Raw genomic sequence first — 19,266 nt, forward strand, 5'->3', positions numbered from 1 at the left:
CATCTTATAATTTTATGAAACTTCCTATGGGAACAACTTCAACACCTTCTGCTTGAAGAGCTCTTTTAATTTTTTCAACAAATTCTACCGCCCTTGGGTTATCTCCGTGCACACATATTGTATCAGCCTGAATATCAATGTCTTCACCTGTAATTGCAGTGACTTTTCCTTCCTTTACCATTCTTAAAACTCTTAGTATGGCTTCGTCTTCATCGTGAATCATGGCACCTTCTTTTTTTCTTGATACCAATGTTCCGTCTTTATTGTACGCCCTGTCTGCAAACACTTCATTTGCAACCTTTAGATTTGCCTTTTTGCCTGCTTTTATCATTTCACTGTTTGCAAGACCTACAAGAATTAAATCTTTATCCGTTTCATAAATTGCCTGTGCAATGGCTTCAGACAGAACTGCATCCTTTGCTGCCATGTTGTAAAAAGCTCCGTGAACCTTCACATGCTGCAGACTAACGCCCTTGCTTCTGGCAAATGCCCACAATGCTCCAATTTGATATTTGATGTAGCATTTTGCTTCTTCTGCAGTTATTTTCATCTCTCTTCTGCCAAAACCCATTAAATCGGGAAATCCAGGGTGAGCTCCGATTGCAGCATTTTCACCGACAGCCATTTCTACAGTCTTGTCCATTGTTAAGGGATCTCCTGCATGAAATCCACATGCAATATTAGCAGAAGAAATGTGTTTAAGTACTTCTTCATCCATACCCAGCTTATAATCTCCGAAACTTTCACCAATGTCACTGTTTAAATCTACTTTGTACATTTATACCTCCAAATCAATCTTATTAATTAAAATTATTTTCCAGACGTTTAATATGATGCTGACAGTCTATATTTGACTGAATTTTCTGCTGTTGTTTTTAACTTAATAAAAATGCTCAAATTTTCTTCATAAGACAATCCATCTACTGTTGCTTCATTTTTTTTGCTGCAGCCGTCTACTGCACCTGCTTTTACAATTTTCTCCAATACGTCCTTGTATGTTTCTTCTCCGTACATGATTATTTTGTTGTTAGTAATGCAAAGACCTGCGCAGATTGCAAAAGCACCCCAATTAGAAACTCCTGCTACAATGAGGCTATCAGTCTCAACCTGTGCACATATGATACTTCCCTTATACACATGCTTTTTAACAACATCACTGACTTTTCCCATGCCCACTTCATTGCCCCCATCACCTACTGCTGATGTTTTTATATTATGCTGTTTTGCTTTAATGAACAGCAAATCTGTATTTGGGCAAAATTCAGTTATATCTTCTCCAATCATTGAATAACATCTGTTTTCAATGTTTCTGCCCGGGCGTTCAATTGCTATTATATGATCCGGTTCATATTTATTAATAATTAGTTCAGCTTGCTGGTCTTCCATGTTCTCTTTATAAATATGTATACTTGCTTCAAGATTTAATAATTCAGCACCTATTTTCAGAAACTTTTCTGAATACTTATCAGTTACAATTACAACTTTCTTACCCAATCTTTCAAGACCATAGGCTAAAGCCAGGGCACCAGGAGGTCCGTCCGTCTCGCCCACTCCTGCTGATTTTATAACAAAGCCTGTTACAATAACCACTGTTTGACTTAAGTTCAAAGATTTCACACAGGATTCGAGCTGCCCTCTGAGATTAACTTTATCCAATCCCCTCTTGTCAAGATTCCTTGAAATGATTTTTTCAATTTCATTAAATTTAACATGAAAGTTACTTCTAATATACATCAAATTCACCTTTTTTCAAACATTTTTGTAATGCTGGTATTTTTCTATAAATAAATGTTAACGATTGTATGTTTTGGTTTCATTGTAGCAGAAAATGATATATAATAAAAATATCTAAAATCTATTTGATATATTATTAATTTATTATAAATGGAGGGACAATGGACAACAGACAACTTTCATATTTTCTTGCAATAGTTGAAGAAGGAAATATTACAAAGGCAGCACAAAAACTTCACCTGGCACAGCCTTACTTAAGTCAAATGCTCAAATTGCTTGAAGAAGAATTGGGAGTGATTTTGATAGACAGGACAACACGAAAGTTTAAAGTTACAGAAGCTGGCCGACAATTAAGCTACAGGGCAAAACAAATTTTAGACTTATCAGAAGCAACACAAAAAGAAATGAAAGATTTCAACAAAGGCATAAAGGGTGTACTTTCATTGGGATGTCTTTCAATAGCCATAGAAACAGTACTTACGGAAAAAATTTTCTCTTTTCATAATCAATATCCGGGCATAAACTTTGAAATAAGGCAGCAGACCACTGATGAAATTTTGGAGCTTTTAAAGAGAGGGCTTGTGGAAATAGGGGTAATACGAGCACCTTTTAATTCAGAAGATTATGAATCCATATGTCTTCCAATGGAAAAAATGGTGGCAGTATCAAGCAATGAAATTAACGAAAAAAAAAGCGGCAGTAGATTGTCCCTAGAAGAACTATCCCAAAAGCCGCTGATGGTGCACAGAAGATTTGAAAAAGACATTGTGAACATGTTCCGTGAAAAAGGATTAAAGCCAAGAATCCTGTGTAAAATTGAAGATACAAGGCCCCTTCTGCTTCTTGCGGAACAGGGAATGGGAGTTTCAATTGTACCAAGAGACTGGACTAATCTCATTTCAAATTCAAATTTAAAAAGCTATGAAGTACCGGATATAAACATAGACACCGGATTAGTGGTTGTATGGCTTAAAAATCATTACCTGACCCTGGCAGCCAGACACTTTCTCGAATGCTTCCGGTAAGTTATAAATCAGCAAGCATTTCAAGAAGTCTGTTGTTTCCTTTTTTAAAATAAATGTGAAGCCTGTGCTGGGCCCTTGTCATGGCTACATAAAGTAGCTTAAGGTCCAGTTCTTCTTCCTGGTACACGTCATCAATATTTATAATTATAACTGCATCAAATTCAAGTCCTTTGGAAAGATATGAGGGCATGATTACAATAGTGTTGTCATACTCTTCTTCTTTTCCTTCAATGAGCTTAATGTTAAGCTCTTTTTTCAGTTCTTTGTGTATCTTTTTACATTCTTCAGGAGTTTTTCCAATGAGTGCAATTGATTTGTAGCCCTCAGCCATAAGTTCAGACACCATTTTTTGTGCCGCAGCAATCACTTCTTTTTTTGTTTCAAAGGCTGTTGCTTCAGGAACATCTCCGTGCCTTACAACCGGCTTTGCCAGAATAAGCTCATCATTTGGTATGAGTTTTATGACTTCATTGGCAAGGTCCATAATTTCAATTGTTGTTCTGTAGCTTTGCTCAAGCTTCAGAAAACGGCTGCTGTCAGGTTCAAATATTTTCTCTAGAACCATTTTCCAATCCTTTATGCTTCTGTAAGAGTGTATGCCCTGTGACAAATCTCCAAGAATTGTGAAAAAGTCAGTGTTAAATATTTTTTTCAGCACATAAAACTGAAATAAGCTGAAATCCTGTGCCTCATCTATTACAACATACTTGATGTTAATAGAATTTTCAAAGCCCATTATTCTGTGTTTAAGGTACAGTAATGGAGCAAGGTCTTCAAGTTCCACCATGTTCATTTGAAGAATTTTTTTTGAATAATTGCTCACAACAGATGCAAATTCACTGCTAAGCTTGCCTTGGCTCAGTGCAATTAATTTTTCTTCGCTTGTAATGATTTCAATGTAGTAGTGGAACAAATCTTTTTTCACAAATTGACTCATGTAATTTTTTACGGCATTCTTTGTGTTTCTCTTTATTTTTTCCAGGGCTGCATCTCTTATGTTCAACAAGTCAACTATCACAAGCCTTCGTTCTTCGCTGTCAGGTTCATTTTTTCTTATGGTTTCAATTTTCTTGTCATAGGATAGTTTTGCTTCATCATAAATTCTTGATTTTTCCTTATCCAGGCGAAACCTCAGGTGCTTTTCAATTTGCTCGAACCTTTTATAAAGGGGAAGGTGGTTGTAATCCCGAAGAAGTGCATTTTTTACTTCCTTTATGCTCATGAGCGTACAGCCTTCAAGCTTGAAATCTTCCTCTGGTATGTAGCCAAGTTCAATTTCCTTCACATATCTTGCAAGGATGTTTTTGAATGCAAGAGAACCCTTGAAAGCTGAAACTTTAATTAATTCAGAATTTTGTGAATCCACATGATTTGTATTGATGATTGAAACAAGCTTCTCTTCGGAATCCGTGAGTTTGTACTTGTTTCCTATGAGCTCAAAGGCATAATCAGCATATGTGGTCTGTTTTACATTGTCAGCTCCAAGCTCCGGCAATACACCTGAAATATAGTTCAAAAACAATCTGTTAGGAGCTATAATCATGAATTCTTCAGGATAAAATGATTTTTCATATGTATATATGAGATAAGCTATTCGATGAAGTGCTATGGTTGTTTTTCCGCTTCCTGCAACCCCTTGGACTATCAGGGGCTTGTTTATGTCTGATCTTATTATGGCGTTTTGTTCTGCCTGTATTGTTGAAACTATGTCCTTAAGACGATTGTCTTTGTTTTCTCCAAGTGAAGCCTGTAAAAAAGTATCTGTGGCAGTAATGTCCACATCCATTATGTTTTTAAGCTGTTTGTTTTCTATTTCGTACTGTCTTTTTAAAAGAAGCTCACCAGACATTTCTTCTCCCAAATCATTGAGGTATGTAACATGTCCGAGCCTTCCGTCGTAATAAACGCTGGCAAGAGGTGAACGCCAGTCCAGTATCATGGGAACTTCCCAGTCAGGCCTGAGCAGTGATAACTTGCCTATATAAAATTTTTCTGTTAGGTTTCTTCCCTCTTCCTGAAAGTCAATACGAGCAAAATACGGTTTGTCCTTTGCCTTCACAAATCTTTCGAAGTTTCTTTCCAGCTCATCCAACAGTCTTGTGTGCAGCATTATGGACATGTAGCTGTGGCTTGAATCTGTGGGATCAAGGTTTGAATATGCGTCCTTTATTTCAGCCTTGTACAAATCCTTGTTCTTTTCCGATGAACCTATGTTGTTTTCAATATAATCAACAGTTTCTTCAAGTCTTTTTTGTTCTATTTCATAATCAGGATGATCTCTAAGTGTCATATATCCTCCTTCACCGGCATTTGTCGGCCGTTTTATATAATAACTTAAATAACACACATGGTCAAGGAGAAACATGGCGAATTCAAAATCAACAAAAGGAAAAAGGAACCTGCATAGCACAAGTTCCTTGTATCGTTACAACAATTGTTCGAGAATAGTTTTTACATATTCCCAGTTTTTCTTATTTTCGAAATAGGTCAGTCTACCTTTTTCCGTTATGGTGTAGTACTTCCTTCTTCCGCCCAGGGATTCATCACCCCAGTAGGAGATTATGCAGCCTTCATTTTCTAATCTTTTAAGGCTTGAATACATTGTGGCTTCCTTAGGTTCATATTCAACCGCAGAACTTGAATTAATCAATCTGGTTATTTCATAACCATATTTGTCACCATTCATAAGCTGCTTAAGAATCATAGTGTCAGAATGTCCTCTCAGCAAATCAGAGGAAATTTTATTGTTCATGCTTCCCCACCCATATAATATTTTCACTTTATCTCCCCTAATAATAAAGTTCACATTTATTATACACCTGTATTTTCAATCTGTAAACGTTAATCCCAATCATAATACAGGCAATATTATCCATTTATTTCCGATTGTATTATCAGCATTTGATTAATAAAAAACTCGCAGGGAAATAAAGCTTAAATATAATGAAATTTTTCCTATTCGTTACCAGGACATAATAGTTTTTATTTCAAAACTCTGTCCATGAAACCCAGAAAGTTTTTATAGCTTATTTTTTCTATGTCTTCCTTGGAAAATCCTCTTTCTTCAAGTTTTACAAGCATGTTGTTGCCTTTGGTTATGTTCTCAAGACCTATTGTTCCTTTGTAAGCATCACTTGTAAAGCTGTTTGTAGTATCTCCTTCTAAATAGTCAAAGAAGTCAAAACCAAGAGCCACACAGTCAATTCCAATGAGTTCAACAACATGCTCCAGGTGATTAATTAGAAAATCAACTGTCATGTTTTCAGGTTCAAAACTTATAAACTCATTGAATGAGTTCATGCCTATTAGACCTTTCTTTTCACCTATTGCTTTTATTTGATTGTCTGTGAGATTTCTCGGCACATCACACAATATCCTAGCATTTGAATGAGAGGCCATGAAAGGTACATCTGTTTCATTGCATATATCCCAGAAAGTTTTTTCGTTGGCATGGGATACATCAAGCATAATTCCAAGATCATTTATTATTTTTACTGCTTCTTTTCCTTTTCGGGTAAGCCCTCTGTCCTGATTACCCTTCACACCTGTTGCTAAATCGTTTTGTTCATTCCATGTGAGTGTTGCATGTCTGAAGCCCAGCTGGTACAAGGTGTACAAGTCATCCACTTCTTCGCCTATACAGCTTAATCCTTCCAACCCCAGCATTACAGCCAGTTTATCTTCTTTCATTGCCGTATAAAAATCATGTGTGTTAAGCATAACCTTTAAAAAGTCTCTGCTTTCCCACAGCTCACAGCTCATTGATTTTATGCTTTCAACAATTCTTTCCCTTGGTCTTTTATCATTAGGAGGATCTGCCCATATGACAAATATCCCCCCTGCCATTCCTCCTGTTTTAAATCTTTCAAGATGATCGTTTCTTATGATGTTTTTTCTCCCCAATCCCCTTTTAATTGTAACATCTGTCCAAATATCACCATGTATGTCCAGAAACATATTTCCCCCTTTGAAAACTACATTAATTGAAACAGGTTACCCATAAATATTCCAAGATAGTTTCCTATTACATATCCAAAAATTCCAGCCAACACTATAGGACCTATGAGTTTATTCCAGCCTTTGGCTATGGCCATGGCAGCTGCTGTTGTGGGGCCGCCTATGTTTGCATTTGAGCAAAGAAGAATTTCCTCCAGTGAAAAGTGAAATAATTTACCGAATATGAAAGATACAATCATGTTAATAAGCACTATGACCCCAGTGAACACCAACAGCAGAGGTGCCTGTGAAATAATAACGGGTATTGAAGCAGGAACTCCTATTACCACAAGGAATATGTAAATCAAAAATGTTCCAAGTTCCTGAGCTCCGTGAATGCTATTTATGAATCCAGGAGCATATGTAGCCAGCAGCATTGTAAATGTTGTTATCAAAAGATATTTGTTGCCTAAAAAGCCATTAAACAAATTCAACACAAAATTGCCTTTTGGTATAACACCGGACAGGAATGACGAAAGTGCTGTGGAAATCCATACTACTACAAAAGCAATAGCAACTGCAAAAGATATGTCTTTTAAGGAAATGTCTTTTCTTCCCCAGTACTGGGCAGCAAGTGTTTCTCCTTCTTCTTTATTTGCATTTTCAGCTACGGCATCAATGTGGGGATGTTTGAACTTTCTCATAAAAAATCCAATTGAAGGAATTGCCAGCAGCACAAAGAAATATAATGCCATTAAAAGATTGTCTGCAACTGTAAGGGCTGATATCCACTCTTCTCCTGTTCCAAATGATTCAGCCATGGCAGCAAAGTTTACGCCTCCGCCAATGTACGAACCGGTCATCATGGCTGCCATTTTGTATAAGTCCGGAATATAATTTTTCAGCAGCATAAATGATAATAAAACACCCGCAATGGTTCCTATGGAACTTAGCAAAAACATGATTAAAACTCTTCCGCTTTCCCTCCAGATTTTCTTGATGTTGGCATCAAATAATAAAAGAGGAATAGCAAGGGGCACAACATAACCCCATACTACATCGTATGTGGGAGCTGCTGTAGGAATAACATTGAAATTGGCTAAAAGCATGGCTGCCACCAAACCAATTATGGCGCCGGTAATCTTTGAAGCCCAGGCATAAGTTTGTTCAAGGTAAATGCTCATTGCAGCAATGCCAATGAGAATAGACCACAACGCCCAAGTGTTGTCAGCACTTATTAAAGTATTCATAATAACCTCCTTCAGCTAATTCTTATTTTGTTCATTTTATTGAACATTACTATATTATATTTAGATGATTTGAGTTTATTACTTATCAGACATTATTGAAAGTATAAAAAAGTTGCTTCGCAACTCCGCTAGGGGGACCTATGTCCCCCTTCGGCGCAAAAAATACTAACGTATTTTTTGCTGAGCACCCCCCTTGACGGCAAGGGCGTCCCGCCCTTTGCAATCCCCGTTTTTTATAAACTAGGAAAGAGAACTTTCCTCGTATATAAAAAAGACTTATCGTTATAAAACAATAAGTCAATTCTTAAAAAAATTATAAAACTCTTTCAGCTCTTCTTTCTTTTCTGGTGAAAGATGTGTTTTTTTGATGTTCTGAACAGCACCTTCCAGTGCATAAAGTCTGTTTATTCATGCTGAAGCATCTATTGCTTTTATTTTTAGCCAAGCTTCTTTGCTTCCTGTTTCCTTCAACTGCTCGTACGTTATAATTCCAATCTGATTAAGCTGTTCCTCAACTGTCTTTCCAATGTTTATTAAATTTGACAATTCTCCCATTTCATCCTCCTCATCACATTTATTTTCATTTTACTATTATGCTGTCCATAAAGCAAGTCTCACAAAATATTCACATAAAAAAAACTTGCAATCACTGACTGCAAGGTTTAAGTAAATTATTCTTGTACTATGCAGGAGCCATTTCTAAGTCCAAAACCATTTCCTGCCATGTTCCCGCCCTGGCCTCTTCCAAGACCGTTTCCTAATCCTCTGCCTTGAGCGTTTCCATTACCCATCATTCCACCAAATCCGGCACCAAACTGCTGTCCAACTCTTGTCTGGCCTGTTCCATCGCAAACTGCCTGATTTTCATCAATGGCTTTGATTATGGCTTCTGCCTCTTCCTGTGTCATGGTACCTGCCTCAACTCTTTCCTGAATAATTGCAATTTTGTTTTCAAGCATAGCTGATTGAAATTCTTCCAACGAATCATAGTCTTTTGCAATTTCTCCATATGTTTTTCCGCTTTGTAATTTTTCTTCAGTTACTTCCTCAACTGTTTTTCCTGTTACTGCTGCAGCTAACTCAGCAGGCGTAGCAAAATTTGCTGCGGCAAAAGCCGTTACTGTTGTTGTTCCTATTGCCATTACTACTGCTCCGAGTACTGCTAATTTTTTTAAATTTGTCATTTTATTGACCTCCCAATATTTGATTTTGTGTTTGTTTCTATGGTATTAATATAAAGCAGTACTATGGCAAAAATATGTCTTTTATATTTTATTTTTATGGTATTTAGTTACATTTAAAAGAACATCCTGAATTCAGGATGTTCTTTGTATATTATCTCCCCTGCCAGATGTGGATTAGGCTTTTGTTCATTCCTCGTGCAAACACGTCGGTTCTGTTAGGTCCCCACGATACTGCTGCAGGTTCTGAGTCAAGATTACCTCCAATGTTCTGCCAGTCTTCCCACCTTGTTCCATTCCATGTTCTCTTAATCAGATTGTTGTTTCTTCCTCGTGCAAACACATCCAGATGATTTGGCCTGCGTGATGAAACTGCCGGTCCTGATGTCAATGTTCCTCCAAGGCTTTCCCAGCCGCTCCAGCTTCTGCCGTCCCACCATTTGTGAATAAGATCGTTTCTCATTCCTCTTGCAAACACATCAATACGGTTTGGACCCCATGATACTGCTGCAGGAGAAGAGTTGAGGTTTCCTCCAAGGCTTTCCCAGTCATTCCACCTTGCCCCGTCCCACCACTTGTGGTAAAGAGCGTTGTCAGTTCCCCTTACAAATACATCCAGCCTGTTGGGCTGCCAGGATGCTGCTGCAGGTGCTGATGTCAAAACTCCGCCGAGATTTTCCCAGTCGTTCCATCTTGCTCCGTCCCACCATTTGTGATACATGGCATTGTCTGTTCCACGTACAAATACGTCTATTCTGTTAGGCCCCCATGATACTGCTGCAGGTGCAGAAGTAAGAATGCCTCCGAGGTTTTCCCATATGCTCCAGCTTCTGCCGTCCCACCACTTGTGGTACATGGCATTGTCAGAACCTCCCACAAAAACATCCAATCTGTTAGGCTGCCAGGATGAAACTGAAGGAGCTGTCGAAAGCACACCACCCAGATCCTCCCATCCAGACCATCCCTGGCCAGGTTCAGGACCAGGTCCAGGTCCTGGCATACCTCCACCGTCTCTTATAAGTTCCAGAACTATTTCAATAAGCCTTATTAAAATACGGTCCAGTCTGTTGCGAGGTATATTAAATTGTCTTACCATTAATCCATACCATGGAATTTGATTTTGAAACCTTGAATACAATTGATTTGCAGACATATTTCCTAACTGTTGGCTCATAACATAATTTACAGCAAGATAAAACAGCATATCAACTATATTTCTGTTTAGACCTTCCTGCTCAAGTTCATAATAAAGGCCGTCATGCTGTGAACGAATATTTTGCATGATATCCTGAACATTTCTTTCCCGCTGAGCAAATAAGTAATCTTGATTATTATTTATTGGTGCTTGAAATCCATATGGTTCATTAAACATTTTATATCCTCCTTAAATACTACTTATACTATTTTATTGTGATTTCCGGCACTTGTTACTGTTACATAGAAATTATGTTAATAAAAAAAGAGTGTGGACGGCTGTTTCACAGCCTGAGCACACTCTTAATCTGATAATTGATTTTTCACCATATTATCAGATTTTAAAACATTAGCAATTAATTAGCCTCGGTAAATTTTAACATTACATACTGCTTGAAGACCTTGATAAAGAATTAAAAAATATAATAAATGTCAATACTATAAACACAGATGTTATCAGCACTGTCCAGTGCATTTCAGCTTTTTCTAGAATCATTCCATAAACAAGAGCACCAAGGGGTATTCCTCCGCGAGAAATCATACTTACTAATGAAAACACACGAGACATATATTCATTTGGTGTCGCCTGTTGAATAAAAGTCTGAACTGGAACAGAGATAAACATATTTCCCGCACTAAAAATACCTAGCACTGTAGCCAATAAAATAAAGTAAATGATTGTATCATTACCTAATGTTAGTACACTGATGGGGAAAATTAAAGCTGTAAACAATAGCATTCCACACAAAAGTATAATAGAGCCTATAACAAGTAGCTTAGTCATCCTTTTTTCTTTTCTATATAATAAACCAATCATAATACTCCCTATTAGTGAGCCCAATATAATGATTGTTTGTAGATAACCGTATTGTACATCTGTATATGATAAACTTCTCTTGAAAAACAATGGTAGCATCACACTAAAAATTGGCTGTATGACAAAATAGCTCACTAAAAGAAAACAGCTTAATTTACGAATAAGATTATTTTGCAAAACAAATTTGATACCTTCAGATAAATCATTCATAATTCCTTTTATACCATCTGTAGCTTTCTGCTTTATATGAATATACCCAATGCCCATCTCACTGATTCCAGATAATAAAAATGAAACCGCATTAGCAAAAAACACAATAGTTATTCCAAAATTAGCATATAGTGCAGCACCTATCAATGGACCTACTAATACAGATGCACTCCTAGCAGAAGCTACAGTTGAATTATGACGAGTCAATTGTTCCTTATCCACCAGCTGGGGGAGCATTCCCCTTGTAGCAGGTTCAAATAACCCATTCATTAATGAAATAATTACCTGTACAGTTAGTAATAACGAAAGCTTCATTGTGCCTAAATAGGACAACCAACCTAACCCTAATAATACTACAGCACTGATGAAGTCGGTAACTACCATAATTCTTTTTCTATTCAGTCTATCTCCAATAACTCCTGCAAAAGGATATACAAGAAGCGCTGGTAATAAAGACAAGAAAGAAAAAACCCCTACTGTATTAGCCGTCCCGCCTATATCTATAATATATAGGGGCATAATCATCATTTGAATGCTCGTTCCAGTATCAGATACAATTCTACCTAATAAGAACAATAAAAAGTTAGAGTTGATGCATTTTCTTTCTCTTTTCATTCGGTCATTTCCTCCTGTCAATTATGAAGCCTTCAGTAATATTTACGAATCCTGTTGTAATATTTCTATATAACCTTCAGTTCCATTTACTCTAATCCTCTGTCCGTCTTTAATAAGTTTAGTGGCATTTTCAACTCCTACTACTGCAGGTATACCATACTCTCGAGTTACAACGGCTCCATGGGTCATTAATCCTCCCACCTCTGTAACAAGCCCTTTAATAGATACAAACAATGGAGTCCAGCTAGGATCAGTAAATGATGTTATTAAAATATCACCCTCCTCTATGCTGGCATCCTCCAATTTCAAAACAACTCTTGCTGTACCCTCGATGATACCAGCTGAGACTGGAACCCCTACAAAAGCGCCTTCTGGAATATTTTCAGTGTTATACTCCCCAGAAATCACTTCCCCTTCTGAAGTCAATACTCTAGGCGGCGTAAGCTTTTCATATGTTTTATACGCTTCTTTTCTCTTGGCAATTAAATTGTAATCTATCTTTTGTGTCTTAACGACATCTCGTAATTCGTCAAAATATAGATAATAAATATCCTCTATATCATTAATTAGTCCCTTTTGTAGTAAAGCATTTGCCTCCTTTATTAGAGCATTCTTATAAATTTGAAAACGCTTAATAAATGAATACTTAGGATATTCCCTAAAACCAATCACATTCCTTAAAACACTAATCATTTTCTTTGTCTTTTTAACCTTTGATTTTCCACCAGGCAATTGTTCTATTCTACCTAGTAGTTCTTGTTTTTTTGCTAATGCTTCTAGACGCCCCTGCTCAAATTTATCAACACTTGTAGTTTCCTCAACGCTTTTTATATTACTTAGAATCATAGGAATAATAGCTGTCGGTTTTTCACTCCAACGGGTCTTTGTTATATCTATCTCACCAGGGCAACGCATACCATACCTTTCAAGAAACTTCTCCATGGCCGTACCTACAGTTTTTCCACCTTCTAATTTTGATAAATCGTCAAAAAATGTCTCATCTGAAGCATTATTCAAATATTCAATAACTTCTGGGTATTGTCTTGAAACATCTGCTATCTCTAAAAGTGCAAACCCCATTTCAGTAGTAACATTATTTTCTACTGATTTAGAGAGCATATCTGCTGCACCCTTTTCTCCTAACCATTTTTCGATTTTTTTATTTATCCAACTAGATACAAATCCACCCACTACCATCATTTTCATATTTTCAGGACCTGTGAGAACATCCTTTAAATCATTTGTATCTTTTAAAATAAATTCAAACAGCTTTTCTCCTGACAATGTTTTAATTTTTTGTTCCATATCCACTATTAATTTCTCATTATAGGTGATTATATCTTTTATATCTTTAACATCATTTTTCCTGTACACTTTAATTGCAGGTATTATCCATGCTAGAGCTCCTGTACCTGCATTTATAGTACCCTTTCCTTTTGGAAGCTTATTGATAAAATCTATATTTTTCATTAAGTTAACAAGAGCATTCTTCATGAGTATGTCAGCATTTCCCGCACTAGAAATTAAGACCTTTCTTCCAATAGGTGAAGATAAATCATATGTCCCATCAATAAAAAGTCTACCGCCAGCGGGCTTTAAATTTTGTCCAAACCAAAATGATAGCATTTGACAAAATGACATTCCCAATGGTTTGATATCCTCAGTCATCATCTGTAAGTGTCCTAATGATACATACACACGGTTATTCGAGTCTTCTTCCTCTGGGATTGGGTATAATGTCGTGATAGGGCGACTCTGGACAATATAAAACATTCCATCAAACAGGCACCACTCAATATCTTGAGGATGGCCAAAATAATACTCAATATTCCTTCCTATTTCTTCAAGCTGTAAGATCTGTTCATCACTCAGTGTTAGTACATTTTGTTTTTCTAATTCAATTTTTCTTTCTTCAGTACCTCCTTGGTTCAGAGGACTAATTGCTAATTTTTTTATTGAAATCTTTTTGTGGATAATCTTACCATCTCGAACCTTGTAATTGTCTGCATTAACTAAACCAGAGACCAAGGCTTCACCAAGTCCATAACTTGCATCTATAGAAAGTACTTTTCGGTTAAATGTTACAGGGTCAGCTGTAAACATAATTCCAGAAACTTCAGGAAAAATCATCTTTTGAATCACCACAGATAAATATACCTTGTGATGATCAAATCCATTTTGTATTCGATAAATTACAGCACGATCTGTAAACAAAGACGCCCAACACTTTTTAATATAATGCAGAATAGAATCTATGCCAATTACATTCAAGTAGGTGTCCTGCTGCCCAGCAAATGAAGCTAATGGCAAATCCTCAGCTGTAGCACTTGACCGTACAGCATATGCATCCTTCTCACCAAACTTATATAAACAATTAATAATATCAGACTTAATTTCTTCACTGATTTCTTTTTCTTCTATTGCTTTACGAATTTTACCGCTAATTTCCTCAATTTTCTCTCTGTCTCTTGCCTGAAGCGATGATAATTTATCTAAAAGCATATTTAACTCTTCACACTCAACTGCCTTTTTATATGCCTCAGTTGTGATGCAAAATCCCTCTGGTACAAGTATTCCTTCAATTTTAGACAGCTCACCTAAATTTAATCCTTTTCCTCCAACAACCATAAGCTTTGTTTTATCAATTTCCTTAAAGCTAAGCACATAAGAATTCATGCAAATACCTCCTAGACATAAATTAAAATTATGAAATATTTTCAGTATATATTTCATAATATATCACAAAAATCACATTGTCAATATATTTATGAAATATTATCTTGAAATATTTCATAAATATTGTTACACTTGTAATGAGGTGAATCATATGAATGGATTTGAAATACGCAGAGAAAATAAAATTAATGATATATTAAATGCTGCTCTTAAACTTTTTTCAATGTATGGTATAAAAAAAGTCAGTATTGCTGAAATCGCAAAAAGTGCTAATGTATCTCAAGTTAGTATATATAATTTTTTTGAAAGTAAAGAAAATTTGGCAAGACAGGCTTTCTTCAAAATAATGGATGACATAATGATTGATATGAAAGCTCTAGTTGAAAGCGATCTCTCTTTTAAAGAAAAAATAAACAAGATGCATTTTATTTCTACTAATTCCAGCAATACATTTATTGAAATTTTTAATCAGATTGATTTTATAAAGGACCCTTTAATTCAGAAATTTCTTGATGAATATGGCGAGAATAAAACCATTCCCTTGCTAATGCAATTAATCGATCAAGGTAAATTAGAAGGGGATTTAGATACTGACATTTCCCCTGAATCAATTTTGATTTACATTCATGCAGTAAATAAAGCTCTACAGTCTAACTTAGATCAAAAAGTACGTAGCGATTTAGGCAAATTATTTTTTTATGGAATATTTAAAACAAGTAAATAATTAATTCTATTGCAAATAAAGCAAGGTACTCTTCTCGAATAAAAGTAGGTATCTTGCTTTATTCTCTTATTGTTTACCCCAATATTTCAACATATCCTTCAGTACCATTTACACGAATTCTCTGACCGTCTTTATAAGTTTTGTGGCATTTTCAACACCTACTACTCCCGGAAGTCCATATTCTCGTGTAATAACAGCTCCGTGTGTAGTGAAACCTCCTACTTCAGTAACTAATCCTTTTATGGTAACAAATTTTTTTAGCCTTATTGCTGCCTCCCGGTAGATTTTTCAAACGACTTATAATCTCTTCTTCCTTGTCCATTGCCTCCATGGTTTATTAGAAAAAAAAATGACTCTTGATTTAAATAATCAAGGGTCATTAAAAAATACCAAGTGTCGGGGTTGTCAATAGTCTGAACACGGCAAGACGTGTTAGTTATTTACAATCTTATGATGTATCACGGCGCTGGCCGTGCAGATTTTCAATTTAATTATTATTTTGCTCCCTGCAATGCACCGCCTGCAATGTCATCACCATCATCTCCGCCAAAGCAATCTGAAATTGGCTCAATTTTCGTGCTGTATATGATCTTCAGGAAAAATATGCTCAATACAAGAGAAGCTACTTCCGCTATTGGATATGACCACCATACAAGGTTCACATTGCCTGTGAGAGAAAGAAGATATGCTGCTGGAACAAGGACCACCAGCTGTCTGCCCACCGAAACCATGAGACTCATTACACCATTGCCAAATGCCTGGAAAACAGACCCTGCAACAACTGAAAATCCTGCAAAAATATAACTGAGACTTATAATCCTTAGAGCCGGAATTCCAATGTTTATCATGTCATTTGAAGCATTGAATAATAAAAGCATCTTTTCAGGGTACAGCTGTATTATTAAAAGTGCAAAAAGCATTATTCCAATGGCAATTTCTATGCTCAATCTGATTGTGTGAATTATTCTTTCCTTGTATCTGGCGCCATAATTGTATGAAATTATGGGAACCATACCGTTATTGAGGCCAAACACCGGCATGAACGCAAAACTTTGAAGCTTGTAGTACACTCCGAACACAGCTGTTGCTGTTGCTGAAAATTTCATCAGAATATTGTTGATGCAGTATGTTGTAACAGAAGTGATTGAAAGCATTATTATTGACGGAATACCAATTGCATAGATTTTTTTAATTGTTTTTATGTTAGGTCTGAAGCCATTTGCCTGAATTTTAATTTCATTGTTGTATTTGACGTTAAAAACAACAGCTAAAAGCCATGCGGCAATTTGACCTATGACAGTTGCCAGAGCTGCTCCTTCTATTCCCATTTTTGGCATGCCAAACAAACCGAATATTAATATTGGATCAAGTATTATGTTTATGATTGCACCGATTCCCTGCGTCATCATTGTGAATATGGTTTTTCCTGTGGATTGCAGCAGACGTTCAAATGTTACCTGTCCGAAAATCCCAATAGAAGCAATGGTGCATACAGATAAGTAAGAAATTCCGTATTCAATTATTTCAGCGTTGTTTGTCTGAGCTCCAAAATAAGGTCTGACAAATGTCATTCCAAAAACAAGGAATAACAAATAGCTTAAAAATGCCAGAAATATTCCATTGTCTGCAATGCTGTTTACTTCTTCCATGTTTTTCTCACCAAGGTTTTTTGAAAGCAAAGCATTGATTCCTACACCTGTACCTACTGCTATAGCCACCATAAGGTTTTGAACCGGAAAAGACAGCGATACTGCAGTCAGTGCATCCTCGCTGATTCTTGCAACGAATATGCTGTCAACAACATTATATAAAGCCTGTACTACCATTGATATCATCATGGGTATAGACATACTTACCAGCAATTTTCTAACAGGCATTACACCCATTTTGTTTTCTTTGATTTGTTCCATTTTGTCCTCCTTCAAGTCAAGAAAAAAAAGCTGCCTGAGCAACTTTTTCTTGCAAAACAATATTATATTCCTAATGATATAATAAGTCAACATGAAGTATATATTTACTTATTGTTGATTTTCAGCACCTATGTATTCATCCACTGTCATAACCCTGGCAAATGTACCATTCAAGGAAGCCATAAACACATCATGAACCACACTTGCATGGATTTCTCCGTTTTTTGTGTTCAAGTTCTTTGTTGTGCACGCATCTTCAAGTACAGTTACATCATATCCGTAATTTTGCGCTGCTCGGACAGTTGTATCAATGCACATATGACTCATCATTCCGGCTACTACAAGCTTGGAAGCCTTTAAATCATCCAGACATGTCTTGAGATCAGTATTAAGAAATGAACTTGGATAATTCTTTTCCATTATAGTTTCACCATGAACAGGCATGACATTTTTATGAATTTCACACTTTCTCATCAGCTCCTGCTTAGTTATTTTATTGTCCTTGAAAAGGTGTTTTATATATATTACAGGCAAATTTTTGCTTCTGAAATGATTCAATATTTTAGCAGCCTTTAAAGATGCTTCATCAGCATCGAACAGTTTATAACTTCCTTCCTCAAAATACATGTTTTGAATATCAATTATAATCAGTACTGTATCATTCATAGCCATACTCCTACTATATATTTTCAATTGCATTTCTTGCCCAGTCTGAATCAGCTAAACTGCGTTCAATGAAATCACTTCATTCAATGCAGAATATCCATCCGTACAAGCTTTGATTCTTTAAGAACAACATTAATTTCAACATCATTTTCCACATTTTCTAGTATTGCCATATCTCCCTCAGATATTTCAATCTTCTCGCCAGTAGACACTTCAAAAACAGCTTCACCTTTGCCACAATAAAATGCATTGAAATCAAATGTTTTATTATATTCCCTGCAAAATTCATTTTTAAGTATTCCGTCATTTTCAACAACAGTCATCTTTCCATGAAAGTCCTTTGAAAGCATCATGTTGAAATCTGTTACCTTGCCTGCCGCTGATGATTCCCATCCTCCGTCAAACACATCAATATGTTTGTAGGGTTCCATAAGCAAATCATAGTGGTCTTTGTGAAAAACATGAGCCTTCCCTTCAAGCATGATCAAGTGTCTGGTGTAATTTTCAAGATTGCTGTATTTTGCTTCCTCTTCGCTGTAAGACTCGGCCATGCTGAGCCTAAATGAAAAATTCCTGTCAGCATAAGAAGAATTCAAAGGATAAATAAAGTATTGTCTGCTTTCTCCGCCTGCCCATTTTGAAGTTATAACATCATCTTTTCTAATTAATGTGGTTTTCAAAGCAACCTCCTTGTAAAATTAATATAGTATTTTCATAAGCGCTTCAGTTACAAATACTTAAAAATGCTCTCCGTTTTCGTAATATCTGCTTTTTTCAAGCGCTTGAAAAATAACGTCCACATTTTTGTATCCCAATAGGTTTATGTGCTTTGTAATTATCATAGCTGCTTTGTCTTGAACTTCCTGTCCTCTGTCAAACCATAAAACATCCACAGCCGGAAGACCTTCCACAACTTTTTCATCCATTATGAATGAAGAACTTACTACCTCTATGCTGAAATATTCTCTTGGGCACTGAATCAACTCCTGAAGATCATCAATCATCAATTTGCTTATTGTTAAAGCCTTGTTCATATCTATTGCTCTAAATCTTAATGCTGGCATAGTAACCTCTCTTTGTCTAAATTATTTTATTCTATTTTATCATATCAACTATAAAAAAACATTAATAAAAAACGTTAAATAAACATAGCAAATTAAAATACTAATATTATAAAATATATGCCTAACATTTCTAAGTAGGGTCAATATTACTCTCTAATCCTATTTACATTCCAAGATGGTTCTATTTTAATTTATATGGGTATGTATTGATATAAGTATTCAACAACATTTACATTCCAAGATGGTTCTATTTTAATTAAACAG

Annotated in this window: 16 protein-coding genes and 2 pseudogenes; 2 read left to right on the top strand and 16 right to left on the bottom strand. The window is 36.0% G+C overall.

What is annotated here, in order from left to right:
* Nucleotides 1–4: 4 nt before the first annotated feature.
* Both LY60_RS14855 and LY60_RS14860 read right to left on the bottom strand, forming a co-directional pair.
* Nucleotides 5–778: a LamB/YcsF family protein gene (locus tag LY60_RS14855; RefSeq protein ID WP_145085620.1), complete on the bottom strand. Its 774-nt coding sequence runs from the start codon at nucleotides 776–778 to the stop codon at nucleotides 5–7.
* A gap of 47 nt (nucleotides 779–825) precedes the next feature.
* Nucleotides 826–1,734: a DUF4392 domain-containing protein gene (locus tag LY60_RS14860; protein WP_145085623.1), complete on the bottom strand. Its 909-nt coding sequence runs from the start codon at nucleotides 1,732–1,734 to the stop codon at nucleotides 826–828.
* 161 nt (nucleotides 1,735–1,895) lie between these two features.
* Here LY60_RS14860 and LY60_RS14865 point away from each other — a divergent pair, with 161 nt between their 5' ends.
* On the top strand, nucleotides 1,896–2,759 hold the full coding sequence (locus LY60_RS14865) for a LysR family transcriptional regulator (protein ID WP_145085626.1): 864 nt from the start codon (nucleotides 1,896–1,898) through the stop codon (nucleotides 2,757–2,759).
* 1 nt (nucleotide 2,760) lies between these two features.
* Here LY60_RS14865 and helD read toward each other — a convergent pair whose 3' ends face one another.
* From helD to ppsA, 9 genes and pseudogenes are all read right to left on the bottom strand, one after another.
* Nucleotides 2,761–5,049 carry an RNA polymerase recycling motor HelD gene (helD, locus tag LY60_RS14870; protein ID WP_170226258.1) on the bottom strand — a complete coding sequence of 763 codons (2,289 nt, stop codon included), beginning with the start codon at nucleotides 5,047–5,049 and terminating at the stop codon, nucleotides 2,761–2,763.
* Nucleotides 5,050–5,184: 135 nt separating this feature from the next.
* Entirely contained in the window at nucleotides 5,185–5,511 is a 327-nt protein-coding gene (locus tag LY60_RS14875) for a PadR family transcriptional regulator (RefSeq protein ID WP_145085632.1), read from the bottom strand.
* 230 nt (nucleotides 5,512–5,741) lie between these two features.
* A complete protein-coding gene (locus LY60_RS14880; RefSeq protein ID WP_145085635.1) occupies nucleotides 5,742–6,716 on the bottom strand; it encodes a dipeptidase in 975 nt (324 codons plus the stop codon).
* Nucleotides 6,717–6,733: 17 nt separating this feature from the next.
* Nucleotides 6,734–7,945 carry a DUF819 family protein gene (locus LY60_RS14885; RefSeq protein WP_145085638.1) on the bottom strand — a complete coding sequence of 404 codons (1,212 nt, stop codon included), beginning with the start codon at nucleotides 7,943–7,945 and terminating at the stop codon, nucleotides 6,734–6,736.
* A 297-nt stretch (nucleotides 7,946–8,242) separates the two neighbouring features.
* A pseudogene (locus tag LY60_RS14890) lies at nucleotides 8,243–8,500 on the bottom strand (TfoX/Sxy family protein).
* Nucleotides 8,501–8,616: 116 nt separating this feature from the next.
* The gene (locus LY60_RS14895) at nucleotides 8,617–9,129 is read right to left on the bottom strand and encodes a DUF2680 domain-containing protein (protein ID WP_145085641.1); all 513 of its coding nucleotides are present in this window, start codon (nucleotides 9,127–9,129) and stop codon (nucleotides 8,617–8,619) included.
* 151 nt (nucleotides 9,130–9,280) lie between these two features.
* Nucleotides 9,281–10,498, bottom strand: a complete 1,218-nt coding sequence (locus LY60_RS14900; protein WP_145085644.1) for a PLL family lectin — start codon at nucleotides 10,496–10,498, stop codon at nucleotides 9,281–9,283.
* Between the two features lie 204 nt (nucleotides 10,499–10,702).
* Entirely contained in the window at nucleotides 10,703–11,962 is a 1,260-nt protein-coding gene (locus LY60_RS14905) for an MFS transporter (protein WP_145085647.1), read from the bottom strand.
* A 42-nt stretch (nucleotides 11,963–12,004) separates the two neighbouring features.
* On the bottom strand, nucleotides 12,005–14,638 hold the full coding sequence (gene ppsA, locus LY60_RS14910; RefSeq protein ID WP_145085650.1) for a phosphoenolpyruvate synthase: 2,634 nt from the start codon (nucleotides 14,636–14,638) through the stop codon (nucleotides 12,005–12,007).
* 151 nt (nucleotides 14,639–14,789) lie between these two features.
* On the opposite strand from ppsA, the gene LY60_RS14915 reads away from it, so the two are divergent.
* Nucleotides 14,790–15,362 (top strand): TetR/AcrR family transcriptional regulator, encoded by a 573-nt coding sequence (locus LY60_RS14915; protein WP_170226259.1) that lies wholly within the window; start codon nucleotides 14,790–14,792, stop codon nucleotides 15,360–15,362.
* A 73-nt stretch (nucleotides 15,363–15,435) separates the two neighbouring features.
* Here the strand turns inward: LY60_RS14915 and LY60_RS14920 are convergent.
* From LY60_RS14920 to LY60_RS14940, 5 genes and pseudogenes are all read right to left on the bottom strand, one after another.
* Nucleotides 15,436–15,614: pseudogene (locus tag LY60_RS14920) on the bottom strand (PEP-utilizing enzyme); the annotation flags it as partial.
* Nucleotides 15,615–15,856: 242 nt separating this feature from the next.
* Nucleotides 15,857–17,272: an MATE family efflux transporter gene (locus LY60_RS14925; RefSeq protein WP_145085656.1), complete on the bottom strand. Its 1,416-nt coding sequence runs from the start codon at nucleotides 17,270–17,272 to the stop codon at nucleotides 15,857–15,859.
* A gap of 108 nt (nucleotides 17,273–17,380) precedes the next feature.
* Complete coding sequence (locus tag LY60_RS14930) at nucleotides 17,381–17,938, bottom strand: cysteine hydrolase family protein (protein WP_145085659.1); 558 nt, start codon at nucleotides 17,936–17,938, stop codon at nucleotides 17,381–17,383.
* 83 nt (nucleotides 17,939–18,021) lie between these two features.
* Entirely contained in the window at nucleotides 18,022–18,618 is a 597-nt protein-coding gene (locus LY60_RS14935) for a HutD family protein (protein ID WP_145085662.1), read from the bottom strand.
* 57 nt (nucleotides 18,619–18,675) lie between these two features.
* Nucleotides 18,676–19,002 carry a DUF1904 family protein gene (locus tag LY60_RS14940; protein WP_145085665.1) on the bottom strand — a complete coding sequence of 109 codons (327 nt, stop codon included), beginning with the start codon at nucleotides 19,000–19,002 and terminating at the stop codon, nucleotides 18,676–18,678.
* Nucleotides 19,003–19,266 lie beyond the last annotated feature (264 nt).

The organism is Sedimentibacter saalensis (genome assembly GCF_007830175.1).
Taxonomy (GTDB): Bacteria; Bacillota; Clostridia; order Tissierellales; family Sedimentibacteraceae; genus Sedimentibacter; species Sedimentibacter saalensis.